The 14,514-nt window shown below is 72.2% G+C and carries 12 protein-coding genes; 6 read left to right on the top strand and 6 right to left on the bottom strand.

Going from position 1 to position 14,514, the window contains the following annotated elements; translation table 11 throughout:
• The 5 genes from AB0I51_RS11250 to AB0I51_RS11270 all read right to left on the bottom strand — a co-directional run.
• Positions 1-434: alpha/beta hydrolase (locus AB0I51_RS11250; protein WP_362973680.1), on the bottom strand; the 434-nt coding region annotated here is incomplete at its 3' end.
• Positions 435-651: 217 nt separating this feature from the next.
• Complete coding sequence (locus AB0I51_RS11255) at positions 652-1,596, bottom strand: helix-turn-helix domain-containing protein (RefSeq protein WP_362973682.1); 945 nt, start codon at positions 1,594-1,596, stop codon at positions 652-654.
• Entirely contained in the window at positions 1,581-2,606 is a 1,026-nt protein-coding gene (locus tag AB0I51_RS11260; protein WP_362973684.1) for a helix-turn-helix domain-containing protein, read from the bottom strand. Before AB0I51_RS11260 ends, AB0I51_RS11255 begins: the two co-directional genes overlap by 16 nt.
• A gap of 35 nt (positions 2,607-2,641) precedes the next feature.
• Complete coding sequence (locus tag AB0I51_RS11265; RefSeq protein WP_362973686.1) at positions 2,642-3,631, bottom strand: alpha/beta hydrolase; 990 nt, start codon at positions 3,629-3,631, stop codon at positions 2,642-2,644.
• Positions 3,632-3,653: 22 nt separating this feature from the next.
• Complete coding sequence (locus AB0I51_RS11270; protein WP_362973688.1) at positions 3,654-6,242, bottom strand: AAA family ATPase; 2,589 nt, start codon at positions 6,240-6,242, stop codon at positions 3,654-3,656.
• Positions 6,243-6,383: 141 nt separating this feature from the next.
• Between AB0I51_RS11270 and AB0I51_RS11275 the strand changes: the two genes are divergently transcribed.
• From AB0I51_RS11275 to AB0I51_RS11290, 4 genes are all read left to right on the top strand, one after another.
• Positions 6,384-9,158 carry a LuxR family transcriptional regulator gene (locus tag AB0I51_RS11275; RefSeq protein WP_362973690.1) on the top strand — a complete coding sequence of 925 codons (2,775 nt, stop codon included), beginning with the start codon at positions 6,384-6,386 and terminating at the stop codon, positions 9,156-9,158.
• A 378-nt stretch (positions 9,159-9,536) separates the two neighbouring features.
• On the top strand, positions 9,537-10,022 hold the full coding sequence (locus tag AB0I51_RS11280; protein WP_362973692.1) for a hypothetical protein: 486 nt from the start codon (positions 9,537-9,539) through the stop codon (positions 10,020-10,022).
• A complete protein-coding gene (locus AB0I51_RS11285) occupies positions 10,019-10,234 on the top strand; it encodes a WD40 repeat domain-containing protein (RefSeq protein ID WP_362973694.1) in 216 nt (71 codons plus the stop codon). The genes AB0I51_RS11280 and AB0I51_RS11285 overlap by 4 nt, the downstream gene beginning before the upstream one ends.
• 120 nt (positions 10,235-10,354) lie before the next feature.
• Positions 10,355-12,436, top strand: a complete 2,082-nt coding sequence (locus AB0I51_RS11290; RefSeq protein WP_362973696.1) for a GH92 family glycosyl hydrolase — start codon at positions 10,355-10,357, stop codon at positions 12,434-12,436.
• Here AB0I51_RS11290 and AB0I51_RS11295 read toward each other — a convergent pair.
• On the bottom strand, positions 12,425-12,907 hold the full coding sequence (locus tag AB0I51_RS11295; RefSeq protein ID WP_362973698.1) for a helix-turn-helix domain-containing protein: 483 nt from the start codon (positions 12,905-12,907) through the stop codon (positions 12,425-12,427). The two genes, AB0I51_RS11290 and AB0I51_RS11295, sit on opposite strands and share 12 nt — an antisense overlap.
• A gap of 93 nt (positions 12,908-13,000) precedes the next feature.
• Here AB0I51_RS11295 and AB0I51_RS11300 point away from each other — a divergent pair, with 93 nt between their 5' ends.
• Entirely contained in the window at positions 13,001-13,489 is a 489-nt protein-coding gene (locus AB0I51_RS11300) for a PaaI family thioesterase (RefSeq protein WP_362973700.1), read from the top strand.
• Between the two features lie 207 nt (positions 13,490-13,696).
• Positions 13,697-14,482 carry a LuxR C-terminal-related transcriptional regulator gene (locus AB0I51_RS11305; RefSeq protein WP_362973702.1) on the top strand — a complete coding sequence of 262 codons (786 nt, stop codon included), beginning with the start codon at positions 13,697-13,699 and terminating at the stop codon, positions 14,480-14,482.
• Positions 14,483-14,514 lie beyond the last annotated feature (32 nt).

Below are 14,514 nucleotides of genomic sequence, written 5' to 3' on the forward strand. Positions count from 1 at the left end.
ACGACCCACTGGGCGACCGTGTAGTTCTGCTCGATGGCGACGGGGTAGCGGGCCTCGGGGGAGAGGTCGTACTCCGGGAAGACCACGGCGGCACCAGCGCCGACGGCGAGTTCGCGCACCAGCCGGTCGTGGGTGTGGGCGTTGCCGAAGACCCAGCCGGCGCCGTGGATGTAGACGATCACCGGCAGGGGCCCGGAGGCACCCTCGGGCTTCACGATCCGGGCCCGGACACTGCCCGTCGGACCGCCGGGGACGGTGATCCACTCCTCGTCGACGACGGGCTTCGCGATCTCGCCGGACTGCACCTCGTCGACCGCCTTGCGGCCCTCGGCGGGCGTCAGGTCGAAGAGGTAGGGCGGGTTGGCGGTCGCCTCCGTGAAGGCGGCTGCCGCCTGCTCCAGCACCGGCTGAACCGGTTCGACGGTGTCGGACATGTACTTCTCCTCGGTTTCGGATGAGATCTGTGGGGACCCTCGGTCAGGACGTTAGAACCGCGGGATCGGCGGACATTGCGCGTCAGCGCACCGGTGCCGGTCCGGAAGTGCACAGGAACCGACCTGGCACTGCACGTGAGGGGGACGCCGTGCGCTGTCGGACGCGAACCGCCGCGGAATTCACGGCGGTTCTCCGCGGGAGGCTGTCGAAACCGCGTCAGCCGCTCGGCCGCTGCCCGCGGTACTGCGCCGGGGTCATGCCGTACGCCTTGCGGAAGGCATGGCTGAAGTGGGTGGCGCTGACGAACCCCCACCGGGCGGCCACGGCGGCGATGGTCCGGTCGGCCGCCGTGGGACGGGCGAGTTCGGCTCTGCACGACTCAAGGCGACACCGGCGTATCCAGCCGCCGACCGTGGTGTCGTGCTCGTGGAAGAGCTTGTGCAGATAGCGCAGGGAGACACCATGTGCGTCGGCGAGTGCTTGGGGGGAGAGCTCGGGTTCACCGAGGCGGGTCTCGATGGTGGCCTTGACGCGGTCAAACAGTGTGGCCTCCTGCGTACGGGCCGGTTCCGTGGTGGCCAGTCGATCCGCAGCCAAGGTGGCGAGAAGGTCGGCGACAGCGCGGGCGAGCTCCTCGCGGGCGGTCGGTGCGTCCGCGCCGATCTCCTGCGCCAGACCTGACAGGAGCGGGAGCAGGAACGCGGCCGGTCCCTCGGGCGCGTTGCCGATGACCTTCGCCGTGACCCGGCGTATCTCCGCCTCGCCCAGCCTCAGCAACGGGCGCGGAACCATCAGGACCCGCGCCCGCTGGTGTTGCGGCAGGACGAGGCTGAACGGGCGGCTCGCGTCGTAGAAGGCCAGGACTCCGGGGTACAGGTCCGCCGAGCGGCCGTCCTGGAACAGCCGGGCCCGGCCGTCGAGTTGCAGGCGGGCGAACACGTGGTCGTGGCCGTCGGCGGTCGCGTCCCGCGGAGTCCGGACGACCCGCACGGCGTCGGACTCCTCGGTCGCGACCTGGAGCGTGCCCAGTCGCAGTAACTGGAGGGAGCTCCGCCAGGACTCCGGGTCCGAACGAGCGATCAGGTCGACATCGCCGTAGGCCGTCGACAGCGCCTGCTTGTACGACGACAACCCGTCCACGGCGGTCAGGTGGCCCGGCACCAGTCCTCCTCCGCGAAGCGCCGGGCCCGCTCGTCCCGCAGCCAGTCGGTCGGGGAGACGCCGTACTCCCGGCGGAAAGCCCGTCCGAGGTGAGCGGTGCCGCTGAACCCCCAGCGCCGGGCGACGCTGCCCATGCTCGCGGCGCCGGTCAGTTCCCTGCGGCACTCCTGGAGCCGGAGCCCACGAATCCAGCGGCCGACGGTCGTGCCCTCCCGCTCGAACAGCCGGTGCAGATACCGCGCCGAGATGCCATGGGCCCGGGCGATGACCGCGGGTGTGAGGCCCGGCTCCGCCAGGTGCCAGCGGATGAACCTCTGGATGCGCAGCAGGAGCACCCGGTCGGCGCCGGGCAGATCGGCCGGCTCCTCGCCCAGTTGCTGCGCCGCTGTTGCGGCCAGCAGGCCCACGGCGCTCTCGGCCAGCCGCTCGGCGACCGGCCCGGAGTAGGACTCGGAGGTGTCCGCGAGACGCGACATGAACGGCGAGAGCAGGGCGGCGAGCCCGCCCACCGGACGCAGGGCCCGCGCCGTGATCCGTCCCAGAGCCGCCTCCGGCTGGCCGAGGAGACACCGCGGCACGGCGAAGATCTTCAGCTGGAACCGCTGCGGAAACCGCGTGCGGAACGGACGGACGGTCTCGAAGAACGCGAGGTCGCCGGGACGGAGTTCCGTGTAACGGCCGTCCTGTTCGACCTGGGCGGTGCCGCTGCTCTGTACGGCGACGAGCACCTGACCGCCGTCGCCGCGGGCGACGAAGCGCGGGGCCCGGTGGACCTCTCCCGGATCGCAGTCGACGGTGGTGATCTGGAGTTCGCCCAGTCCGTCCGTACGCATCGTGGCGTCGTACGTCCCGCTCTCCGTGGCGATGTCCATCCCCACCAACGTGGCGAGCACGGCGTCGTGCCAGAACTCCAGACTTTCGCCGGCCGGTACGGAACTCGTGGAGAGCACTTGGCCGCGTCGCCTCGTCGTGGGGTCGTTCCCTGTGAAGGAATCGTAGAAGGCTGACATACCCGTCAGCCTGCCTTCGGCCGGGGGCGGACGCATCAGTCGGTCGACTGGTCCTCGCCACGCAGCAGTTCGCGAAGAAAGGCGACGCCCTGCCGTACGGCTGCCCGCGTCGGCGGACTGTCACGCAGTGCGGCCAGCGAGACGAAGTCGTGGACCGTGCCCAGGAACCGGGTCGAGGTCACCTCGACCCCGGCCAGGCGCAGCCGGTCCGCGTACTGCTCCCCCTCGTCCCGCGTCACATCGGCCTCCGCCGTGATCAGCAGGGCCGGCGGCAACCCCGCCAGCTCGGCCGGGCCGGCGCGCGACGGGGACGCGGTGGGCTCGGCCAGGTCCCGGGGATCGGCGCTGTACTGCCGCCAGTACCCGCGCAGGGCCTCCCGGGTGAGCAGATAACCCTCGGCGAACTGCCGCTGCGAGGCGCTGGCGCAGTCTGCGTCGGTGATCGGGTAGTACAGCAGCTGAGCACTGATCCTCGGGCCGCCGCGCGACTTCGCCAGCAGAGTGAGCGCGATGGCCAGCGTGGCGCCCGCGCAGTCCCCGGCCACCGCCAGCCGATCGGTGTCCAGCTCCAGTTCGGCCGCGTTGCGGACGGCCCAGACCATGAGGGCGTAGCACTCCTCGACGGCCACGGGGTAGCGGGCCTCGGGGGCGCGGCTGTACTCGGGTACCACGGCGGCCACTCCCGCGCCGAGCACGAAGTCGCTGATGAGCCGGGCGTGGGTCTGCGCGTCTCCCAGCATCCACCGGCCGCCGTGGAGGTAGAGCAGGACGGGAAGCAGCCCCCGGACTCCGGGGGGTCGGAAGATCCAGAAGCCCAGCAGCCCGGACGGTCCCACGGGCGCCACGTGGAAGGAGGCGTTCACCGCGAAGTCCTCGACCCGGTGGACCTGGGACTCCGTCAGGGCCTGTCGGCCGGCGGCCGGCGACAGCTCGTGCAGAAAGGGTGGCGCCGAGGACGCCTCGACCAGGCGCTGCACCAGCGGATCGAGCGTTGGGGGGGAGGGGTGCCGTCCGTCCGGTTCCATGCGATGACCGCCTCTCGCCCGGTCACTTCTCGCACACGAGGAGATCGCGCAGTTGGTGGCGGCTGCTGACGCCGAGTTTGGGATAGACGTTGTAGAGGTGCGACCCCACGGTACGCGGCGACAGGAACAGCTGCTCGCCGATCTCGCGGTTGGACAGGCCGTCCGCGGCCAGCCGTACGATCTGCCGTTGCTGGGCGGTCAGTTCGACCAGTGGGTCCGTCGATGCGGGAGCTTCGGCCACCCCGCTCGCGCGCAGCTCGCCGCGGGCCGACTCGGCGAGGTGCCGGGCGCCGAGCCGGGTGGCCGCTTCCAGTACGACGGTCAGCTGGGCGCGGGCTTCCAGCGGCCTCCTGCGTCGGCGCAGCCAGATCGCGTAGTCCAGGCGGGCCCGGGCCCGTTCCAGGGGCCAGCGGGCCGCCTCCGGATTGACCACGGCCAGCTGGAAGTGGTGCTCGGGGTCCGCGTCCTCGTCGACCAGCGCCGCCGCATGGTGCATGAGCAGAGTCATCCGGGTCGTCGGCCGGGCACCCTGGCTGCGCCGGACCCGCGCCAGGACGTGCGCCGCTTCCCGGCGCCGGCCCGTGCGACGGGCGGCGACGGCCAGTTCGGCGACGCAGCGGGGCGAGAGGAAGGGGTCGAGCGGATCGCCGTCGTCGGTGAACAGTGTCCGCAGGTGCCGGAAGGCGCTGTCCCCGTCGCCGAGGACCATGGCCGTCAGACCACAGGCCCGCAGCATCCGGGCATGCGTGGCGCGGTTCTCGTGGAGGCTGACGGAGCGCCAGTTCGGACCGGTGAACCGGGTGCCCGGCACGCTCTCGCCGCGCAGCGCGTCCAGGGTCGTACCCAGGGCTTCGAGGTCCATCTCGACGCGGGTCCACCGGTGGACGGCTGCGTACGAGAGCCCCTCCTCGATCAGGGACTCGGCCTCGGCCCAGCGGCCGAGACCCAGGAGCGTCTCCACCTGGGCCGCGAGGGTCCAGGCGAGCGGTCCCAGGGCACCTTGTGCGCGCAAGCGCTCGCCCGCCTGCCGGAACTGCTCCGCGCACAGGTCCGACTCGTCGGTGAGGTGGGCGAGCGAGGCGGTCGTGAGCAGTCGGGCAGACCGGCTCGGACCGGTCGTGGTCGAGGCGAGGGCCTTCAGGGAGGCGAGGACGTCGGTGTGCTGCCCGCCGTCCTCGGACACCCGGCCGAGGAAGAACCCCAACTGCCGCCGGTGTTCCGGGAGTCCGGACTGGCGGGCGATGCCCGTCGCGACGGCCGCCAGGGCGAAGGCCGTCCTGCCGTCGCTCCCCGGCGTCTGCCGTGCCACCTCCAGCAGGAGGTCGAACGCCTCTCGCTGGAACGTCTGCAACGACAGTGCCCCACCCATGGCGCAGGCCGCGGCACTCATCAGCTCCGGGTCCCGGTTCACCCGACCCTGTGCCGTGTACAGCTCGCGCACCCACGCCGGGTCTCCGACGTCGCTCGCGGCGGTGAGCGCCGCGGCGACACGGCGGGCGCGGTCGTGGTCGAGGGGACTGAGGAGCGCGGCCTGCTCCAGAGAGCGGGCCGCGGCGAAGCGGTCACCCCGGACGGAAGCGCCTTCCAGGGCTGCGGCCACGGACTCGTCCGGACCGACGGTGGCCGTCGCCAGGTGCGAGGGGCCGTGGGCGGACACGGCGGCCAGATCCAGGTGCGCCCTTCGGCGCAGTTGCGCGGGCTGCCGGTGGTAGGCCGCCGTACGCGTCAGCGGGTTGCAGAAGGCCAGTCTTCCCTCGGTGATCGTGATCAGTCCGGCCGCCTCCGCCGAAGCCCACACCCTCAGGTCGTCGGAGCCCAACGCGGCCATGACGGTGCCGAGTCGCTCCTGCGGAAGGGCGGCCGCCGCGTACAGCAGGGCATGGCGTGTTTCTTCCGGCAGCGCGTCCAGCCGCGCCGCGAACATCTGCTGGACGCCCCCGGACCGTTCCCCGGCACGGCAGAGCTCGATGATCGCCAGCGGATTGCCCTCCGCCTGCCGGAGCAGCTCCAGCCTGGCCCGCCCGGTGGGCACACCGGGCTGCTCGTCCAGCAGCCGGGCCGCCGCCCGCGGAGACAGGGGGCCCAGGGGCAGTACGGCGAGGTCCGAGGGGACGCCTGCGGGGGGAGCCTCGCCGTGCGCCGAGAACAGCACGGAGACGGACGGATCGGTGAGTCGTCGTGTCACGAAGGACAGCACGGCCAGGGAAGCGCGGTCGCAGTCGTGGAGGCCGTCGACGGTCAGCAGGACCGGACCGGTTCGCGCGAGCTGGGCCAACAGGTCCAGGACTGCGATGGACAGGACCGTTCCCTGCGGCGGCACGTTGTCCGGCGTCAGTGCGAAGAGGGCGCGCAGCGCCCGCTGTTGGGGAGTGGGCAGGACGTCGAGCTCGTCACGCACCGGCAGGAGAAGCTGGTGCAGACAGGCGTACGGTTGCTGCGCCTCCGACGGGCAGGCACGCGCCGACAGGACGCGGGCCCCGCGCTCCCGGGCCTCCTTGCCGGCGATCCGGAGCAGCCGGGTCTTGCCGGTGCCGGTGTCCCCCAGCACCAGCAGGGACCGCGGGCCGTCCACGCCCCGCAGGATCCGGTCGACATCCGCTTCCCCACCCACCGCTGCGCTCCCGATCACTCTTGCTCCGCCCGGAGACCGGATGCTGCCAGGGGTGCGACGAGCACCGCTTCTGTCATGTGACCAGTCATGCGCGGCGGCCCTGGCAGGATGGGACGTGAGCGGTGGGGAGAACGGAACTTCATGGACGTCGGTGACTTCGGTACCGAGCAGGGACACGGGCCGGCGATCCTCGGCAGGGATCGTGAGATGTCACGGATCGCGCAGCTGGTCGGCGCGGTGGACGGCGACGGCCCCAAGGTGCTGGTGCTGACCGGTGAGCCGGGGGCGGGAAAGAGCACCCTGGTCGACCGGGCTGCCACGCAGGCCGCGGACCGAGGCCGACGCGTGCTGAGGGTACGGGGCTGCGAGGGCGAGCAGGACCTCGGTTTCGCCGGGGTGCATCAGCTGCTGCGTCCCGTGCTCGGCGGTGTCGACCGGCTTCCGGCGCGTCAGCGCGACGCCCTGCGCCACGCGTTCGGCATGGAGCAGGCCGACGGATCATCGGTCCCCGAACCGCTGTTGATCAGAACCGGAGTACTGACACTGCTCTCGGACACGGCGGCGGAGCGTCCGCTGTTCATAGCCGTCGACGACGCTCAGTGGCTGGACGTCGGCTCGCTGGACGTGCTCGCCTTCGTCGCCCGGCGGCTCGACGGGGAACCCACTGTCCTCCTGCTCGCGGCACGCGACGAAGCGGTGCCGGTGCGCTTCGACCGTGACTTCCCGCATCTGACGGCCGGTCCGCTGGACCGGGCGGCGGCCGGGCTCCTGCTGGACCGGCAGCCGCAGCCGCCGCGGGGCCGGGTCCGGGCACAGATCCTCGACCAGGCAGCTGGGAACCCGCTCGCCCTCATCGAACTCGCGAGGGCCTTCGCCAGGCATTCGGGCGGCAGCGACCCCGGCCCGTTCGGTTCGCTGCCGCTCACGGCCCGCCTTGAGCACCTGTTCGCCGCCGACCTGCCCACGCTGCCTCCCGCGACCCGACGAGCCCTGCTCCTGGTGGCGGCCGCGGGCACCGCTCAACTCTCGGACGTACCGGACGCGGGTGGACCGGAAGTCTGGGAACCCGCCGAGCAGGCGGGGCTCGTGCGCGTCGACGGCGGCCGGGCAAGGCTCCGTCACCCCTTGGTCCGCTCCGCCGTGTACCAGGCCGCCTCCTTCGCCGAACGCCGCGAGGCCCACCTCACCCTCGCCGCCGCCCTCGCGCACGAACCCGACCGCCGTGCCTGGCACCTCGCCGCCGCCGCGCTCGGCCCCGACGAAGACGTCGCCCGTGCCCTGGCCGAGAGCGCGGAACGCCTCCAGCACCGAGGTGGCCACGCGGCCGCGGCGACCGCCCTCGAACGCGCCGCCGAACTCACCCCCGATCCGCGGGAACGCGCCCGCCGGCTGCTCGCCGCGGCCACCTCCGCCATGTACGCGGGGCACCCGCAGTGGGTGGGGGAGATCGCGGGCCGCGTCGACGGCCTCACGGACGACCCCCAGCTTCTCGCCGAAGCCTCCCTGCGGGCCGGCTGGTCCCTGGCTGTCACTCTGCGGCACGACGACTCGCTGGCGTTCCTGCTCCCCGTCGCCGAATCCATGGCCGCCCACGCACCGGCCCTGGCCCTGAACGCCCTGGGCACCGCGGCGACCCCGGCGTACAACTCGGGTGACCCCCGCTACCGGCACGACATCCAGCGGATCGACGGCCTCATCGCCCGGCAGCCGGACGAGACCGACCGCGTCTGGCCGCAGGCGGCCGGCCGGCCGTTCACGGACCGGCAGCAGACCCTGAAGAGCCTGCACCACGCCGTGGACACCCTGGCGGCCGGCTCCCTGACCGGCCTGGTCTCACTCGGCGGTGCGGCCTGGATCCTGGACGAGACCGACCAGGCCGTACGCCTGCTCGACCAGGCCATGGACCAGCTGCGCCGGACCGCCACGGCCGGCGCCAACTGCACCGTCGCGCAGGCCCTGGCCCTGGCGCACTTCGAGAGCGGAGCCTGGAGCGCGGCGCAGGCCGCCGCCGAAGAGGCTCTCTGGATGGCGACGGAGGCGGGCGCGGACAACGTCATCGTGGGATCGCCCCTCCTCCAGGCCACCCTGCGTGCCGTCCGCGGGGACCACGCGGGCGCGCGGGCGCAGGTGGACGAAGCCGTCCGCGGCCGGGACCTGGGGAAGTCCCGCAGCCTGTACGTGCGTCACCGGCACGCGCTCGCCCTGGCCGCCCTGGCCGCGGGCGACCACGAGACGGCGTACGGCCAACTCCGCCGCGCCTTCACCCTGGACGCCCGCCCGGTCCCCGTCCACTACCACGCGTCCCTCTACTGCCTGGCCGATCTCGCCGCCGCAGCCGTCCGGGCCGGACAGACGGACGACGCCCGCGCCGTGCTCCACGCCGCCGAGCAGACCCTGGAGCAGTATCGCTCCGCCCGTCTGGCCGCGATCGTGCACCGCGCCTCGGCACTGTTGAGCGATCCCGACGACGCGGAGCCCCGTTTCCGTGCGGCGATCGGCGACCCGGCCGGCGCCCGCTGGCCCTTCGAACATGCTCTCGCCCACCTCGACTTCGCCGAGTGGCTCCGCCGCCGCCGACGCACCGCCGAAGCACGCCCCCTCCTCGGCACCGCCCTCGACATCTTCGAACGACTGGACGCACGCCCCTGGGCCGAGCGCACCGCCGCGGAACTCCGCGCGACGGGCGTGGCCGTGGCACCTCCCGCCGTTCACGACATCCTCGCCGACCTGACGCCGCAGGAGTTGCAGATCGCCGAACTGGCAGCGGAAGGCCTGACGAACCGGGACATCGGCACTCGGCTCTACCTCTCCCACCGCACCATCGGCTTCCACCTGCACAAGATCTTCCCCAAGCTCGGCATCACCGGCCGCGCCCAACTGCGCGACGTCCTCGACCGCGTCCGGCGGCCGGATTGACGACGCTGCCGGGCTCCTGCAGCCGGGAATACCGGCGAGCGACGACTGATCGCGTCCGGCCGCGCTCTGATCGGCCCGGCCCACCCGAATCCGGGTGCCGCGCCGGGCCGCCAGGGGTCTGCGGACGTCGTCACGCAGTCCGTCTCCGGAACGTGGGCATCGCCTGCAGATCGGATCGTAGAGCCCGACGAGGAGGTGTCCAGGCGCGTGTTGCCCGGTATTCGGAGGGGGCCGAGCCGGACGCGGTCGAGCTGATGCGGTGGCGGACACCAACCCCTACCTCGCCCTGCTGCTCGCGGTTCAGGCGTACCGCAGGAGCCCGACACCGAGGCCGTCCGTAGTCTCTGTTCGGCTGCTGCATTGCCGTCGCGCCACGGCATGACCATCGGCGGCAAGGCGCAGTCGGTGGCGGTCAGTCAGGATGGCCAAACCCTGGTCACGGCGAGCACCGAAGACACTGTGCGGCTGTGGGACACCTCCACCGGGTCGCTGCGGGCCACGCTCGCCGGCCACGCAGGGCCCGTCCAGCCGGTCGCGTTCGGTCCGGACGGCCGCAGTCCGATCAGCCTTTACGGCGACAGCGAACTGCGGGCGTGGAACACGACCACGGGCAGGGCACGCGCTCTCACCACCCGGCACATCTCGGCCGTGTGGTCCGTTGCCGTCAGCCCGGACGGTGGCACCCTCGTCGATGGCAGCGCGGGACCCCGCACCATACGTCCGCGGGACGTGTCCGCCGGGAAGCAGCGGGCCGTCCTGAGCGGTCACGGTGACCAGGTGCGGGCGGCCGCGCCGTGGCCAGCGGCGGCAACGACACCGCGCGTCTGGGGGACGTGGGCACGGGAAGGCTGCGGGTCACGTTGACCGGCCACGTCGGTTCCGTACGGTCCGTTGCTTTCAGCCTCGACGACCGCACCCTCGCCACCGGAAGCGTGGACGGAACCGCCCGCCTGTGGAACCTGACCCTGCCCGACCCGCGACAGGCCGTCGAAGAGATCTGCGCCGCCGTACGCCGGGACCTCACGCCGCTGGAACGGACCACCTACCTCGACGGCCACCAGGAGGCGACCTGCTGATCCGACCGGCTGGCTCCCCCGCCCCCGACGGTGTGGCGGCGCCGTTGTGAAGATCGGGTTGGGGACACTCGCGGTCCGGCGCCGCGCGGGCGGCGGGTTCCCCTGTCTGGCTGGAGAAACGTGGTGCGACTTCCCCTGCTGCGGGCCGTACTGGCGGCCTCGGTCCTCGTGGCGTCCGGAACGGCTGCCGCCGCTCCGGTCCGGGCGGACGGCAAGCCCCGGGCCGTCGACGATCTCGCGCGGTACGTCAACCCGTTCGTCGGCACCGCCCCCGGCGGCCCCGACTTCGGACACGGTGGCGGCGCGGGCAACACCTTCCCGGGGGCCTCGGCTCCGCTCGGCGGGATGCAGTGGAGCCCGGACACGGTGACGTACCAGCACGGCGGCTACTCCTACGGCGACAACCGCATCCGCGGCTTCAGCCTCGCGCACATCTCCGGAGCCGGCTGCGCCGCCTACGGCAACGTTCCCTTCATGCCCACCCAGGAGGCCGTGCCCCCGGCCTACGCCACCTTCTCGCATGCCAACGAGCAGGCTGCGCCCGGCAGTTACCACGTCACCTTCGACAACGGCATCGGCACCGACCTGACCACCACCCAGCGCTCGGGGATCGCCCGCTTCACCTACCCGGCGGCCGACTCCCGCCCCGCCGCGGTGAGCATCGACGCGGCCACGGCGTTCACCGCGGCCACGGGATCGGTCGACATCGGGATCGACACGCTCTCCGGGTACAGCGACAGCGGGGCCTTCTGCAAGGCGAAGAACCACTACCGGCTCTACTTCCACGCCACCTTCGACCAGCCCTTCGCGCAGGCCACCCACCCCGACGGCAGAGCCGGCGCGGCCATGGTCACCTTCGCCCCGGGCGTGCGCACCGTGACCGTCCGTGTCGGCGTCTCCTTCGTCGACGTCGAGGGCGCCCGCCGCAACGCGCTCACCGAGCAGGCGGCGCGGTCGTACGACACCGTCCGGGAGGCCGTGCGCGCCGACTGGAACCAGTGGCTGAACCGCGTCACGGTCGGCGGCGGCACGGACGCCCAGCGCCGGGTCTTCTACACCGCGCTCTACCACGCCCTCCTGCACCCCAGCGTCTTCAGCGACACCGACGGCCGCTACACCGGCATGGACGGGCTCGTGCACCGCACCCGCACCGGGCATGTGCAGTACGCGAACTTCTCCGGCTGGGACGTCTACCGCTGCCAGGTCCAGCTGCTCGCGCTGCTCGCCCCGCGCGAGGCCTCCGACATCGCGCAGTCCGTCCTCAACCAGGGCCTGCAGGCCGGGTACTTCGACCGCTGGACCCTCGCGAACGGCGGCAGCGGAGTCATGGTCGGTGACCCGTTGCCCGCCATCGCGTCCGCCATCCATGCCTTCGGCGGCACCGACTTCGACGCGGCCACCCTGCTGCGTACCGCTCTCGCGGATCGGCAGGACGACCGTCAGCGTCCCGGGCATACGCAGTACGACACCCTCGGCTATGTGCCCGCCGGCACCAAGGGGGTGTGGGGTTCGGTCTCCACCACCCTCGAATACGCTGTCGCCGACTATGCGCTGGCCCAACTCGCCCAGCGGCTGGGTGACTTGACCGCGTACAACACCTTGCTGCGGGCCTCCGGGAACTGGCGCAACCTCTTCAACCCCGCCACCGGATACATCCAGCCCCGCGCCGCCGACGGCACCTGGCCGGCCTTCACCCCGGCCCAGAAGACGGAGTACGTGGAGGGCAACGGGGCCCAGTACACCTGGATGGTGCCGCAGGATCTGCCGGGACTGTTCGCGGCCATGGGTGGCGACGCCGCCGTCACCGCCCGTCTCGACACCTTCTTCAGCAGCCTCAACGCGGGCGCCTCGGAGCCGTACGCCTACCTCGGCAACGAGCCCTCCTTCGCGACCCCTTGGGCGTACACCCACGTCGGCCACGCGGACCGCGCCGACGCCGTCGCACACCGTGCGCTGTCCACGCTGTTCAGCGACGTACCCGGCGGCCTCGTCGGCAACGACGACCTCGGCGCCATGTCGTCCTGGGCGGTCTGGGCGAGCCTGGGCCTGTACCCCGAGGTGCCCGGCAGCGCCCAACTCACCCGCACCGCACCCCTGTTCACCACCGCCACCGTCCACCGGGGCGACGGCACCACGCTCACGGTCGGCTCCGCGTCGCCCAGACACTCACTTCGGCAGCCGCCCAGGCGCTCACTGCGGTAGCGGACTTCGTGCGGGACGGGCCGCCGGACCGGGAACGGCCGTCACCTCGGTCGGTGCGAGTGCGCCGTGCGGTCCGTCGCACTCCACCACCACCCGTACCGGCGCGCCGCAAGCGGTGTGCCGGACGTCCAGGACCTGGCCCTCGGGGTCGGCGGCATACGTCTCGCCCCACTGCCGCAGCGCCATGAGGATCGGCCACAGATCGCGGCCCTTGCCCGTCAGCCGGTACTCGTTGCGCGTCCGGCTCCCCGCCTCCTGATAGGGCACGGTCGTCAGGATGCCGGCCGCGACCAGCTTGCGGAGCCGGTCGGACAGCACCGCGTCCGAGAGCCCGATATGGCGCCGGAAGTCGTCGAAACGGCGGACCCTGATGAAGGCGTCCCGCAGGATCAGCAGGGTCCACTTCTCGCCGACGAGATCGAGCGTGCTCTGGACCGGACAGTTCTCCGTGCTCACGTCGAGCCATTCCATGCCGCCACCATAGCCACCTGACTCTGTCGTTGACAGCCAGCTCCGACGGGATCTAGCTTCTGTTGAAGAAGCCAGCAGAGGAGGCAGTACCCCATGGGACGGTCACGCACGTACGAGTGGCAGGATCCGGGTATCTCGGCAGCCGCCGTAGGAAAGACCACGGGTCTGGAGTTCCTGCGGGACGTGATCGCCGGACAGCTCCCCGCGGCGCCCATCGGCGCCACCCTGAACTTCACCGTCGACGAGGTGGAGTTCGGGCGCGCGGTGTTCTCCCTGATTCCGGGGGAGGAGCACTACAACCCCATCGGCAGCGTGCACGGCGGGGTCTTCGCCACCCTGCTCGACTCCGCGGCCGGCTGCGCGGTGCAGTCGACGCTCCCGGAGGGCATGGGCTACACGTCGCTCGACCTGTCCGTGAAGTTCCTGCGACCGGTCACCGCCGACACCGGGCGGGTCCGCGCCGTCGGCACCGTCCTCAACGGCGGACGGCGCACCGCGCTCGCCCAGGCCGAGCTGTTCGACGAGAAGGACCGGCTGCTCGCCCACGCCACCAGCAGCTGCCTGCTGTTTCCCGTGCCATGACCGCGCCCTGACCGTCCCCTGACCGGAAACAGTCGTGGAAGAGGAGTCCGCCTGTCCCCCGCGCAGGCGGATCCGTACCGTCAACTCCCTTGATCCTCACGGACTCGGGCCTTGCAGGCACGCTGTGAAGTTTGCCGCAAGCCGTTGCCGTGGTGGTATGGGGAGAAGTACGTACGTGGATGTGACACAGCGGGATCGTGAGGGCGTATGACGGCCGGGGTGACCGGGGCGTACGAGAGCATGCTGACGGTGGCGGTGGCGGCGCTGCACGAACGGGATCCCGCACGGCTGTGGCCGATGGTCGCTGCGGCGCTGCCGGGCCTGTGCGGGGGCGAGGCGCTGATCTACAAGCTCGGCGAGTGGACGGACCGGACCGGCGCGATGGGGCTCTCGCCCGCCGCCGCGGCACACTTCGGGCGGATCGACGACGAGGCGATGGCGGTGCTGCGCCGGGGCTATCCCTTCGCGGACCACTACTTCACGGCCGGTGCCGCCCGCCGCCCCGGAACCGCCCGCCGGATGGCCGGCAAGGGCTGGGCCGACAGCCGCACCGCGGGCACGATCAGCCGTCTGATGGACGTCGACCACGTCCTGGCCATCCCGCTGCCGGGCACGGCCACCCCGGTCACCGGCGCCCTCGTCTACCGGGCCGGCGCAGACTTCACCGAGGACCACGTCCGGGCCGCCGAACTGATCCAGCCCCTGCTGGCCGGCGTGGAACAGCAGCGGCAACTCCTCGAACGCTGGCGCGCCACCCAGACCCCGCCCGAGATACCCGAGGACTGCCGCCTCACGCCCCGCCAGGTCACCGTCCTGCTGCTCCTCGCCGACGCCCTCACCGCCTCGGCGATCGCCCGCCGCCTGGGCATCTCCGTGCGGACGGTGCACAAGCACGTGGAGAGCCTGTACCGGAAACTGGGCACACGCGACCGGGTGAGTACGGTGCTACGGGCGCAGGAGATCGGCCTGCTCCCACCCCGCACGGGACGCTGAACCCCCGAGCCGCCGCACCGACAGGAGCTCAC

Source organism: Streptomyces sp. NPDC050549 (assembly GCF_040655035.1).
Lineage (GTDB): Bacteria > Actinomycetota > Actinomycetes > Streptomycetales > Streptomycetaceae > Streptomyces.

What these genes read in the sequence shown, in the direction of transcription:
- AB0I51_RS11260 (WP_362973684.1), bottom strand. Translation starts at nt 2,606, where the DNA reads ATGTCAGCCTTCTACGATTCCTTCACAGGGAACGACCCCACGACGAGG.
- AB0I51_RS11265 (WP_362973686.1), bottom strand. Translation starts at nt 3,631, where the DNA reads ATGGAACCGGACGGACGGCACCCCTCCCCCCCAACGCTCGATCCGCTG.
- AB0I51_RS11275 (WP_362973690.1), top strand. Translation starts at nt 6,384, where the DNA reads ATGGACGTCGGTGACTTCGGTACCGAGCAGGGACACGGGCCGGCGATC.
- AB0I51_RS11280 (WP_362973692.1), top strand. Translation starts at nt 9,537, where the DNA reads ATGACCATCGGCGGCAAGGCGCAGTCGGTGGCGGTCAGTCAGGATGGC.
- AB0I51_RS11295 (WP_362973698.1), bottom strand. Translation starts at nt 12,907, where the DNA reads ATGGAATGGCTCGACGTGAGCACGGAGAACTGTCCGGTCCAGAGCACG.
- AB0I51_RS11300 (WP_362973700.1), top strand. Translation starts at nt 13,001, where the DNA reads ATGGGACGGTCACGCACGTACGAGTGGCAGGATCCGGGTATCTCGGCA.
- AB0I51_RS11305 (WP_362973702.1), top strand. Translation starts at nt 13,697, where the DNA reads ATGACGGCCGGGGTGACCGGGGCGTACGAGAGCATGCTGACGGTGGCG.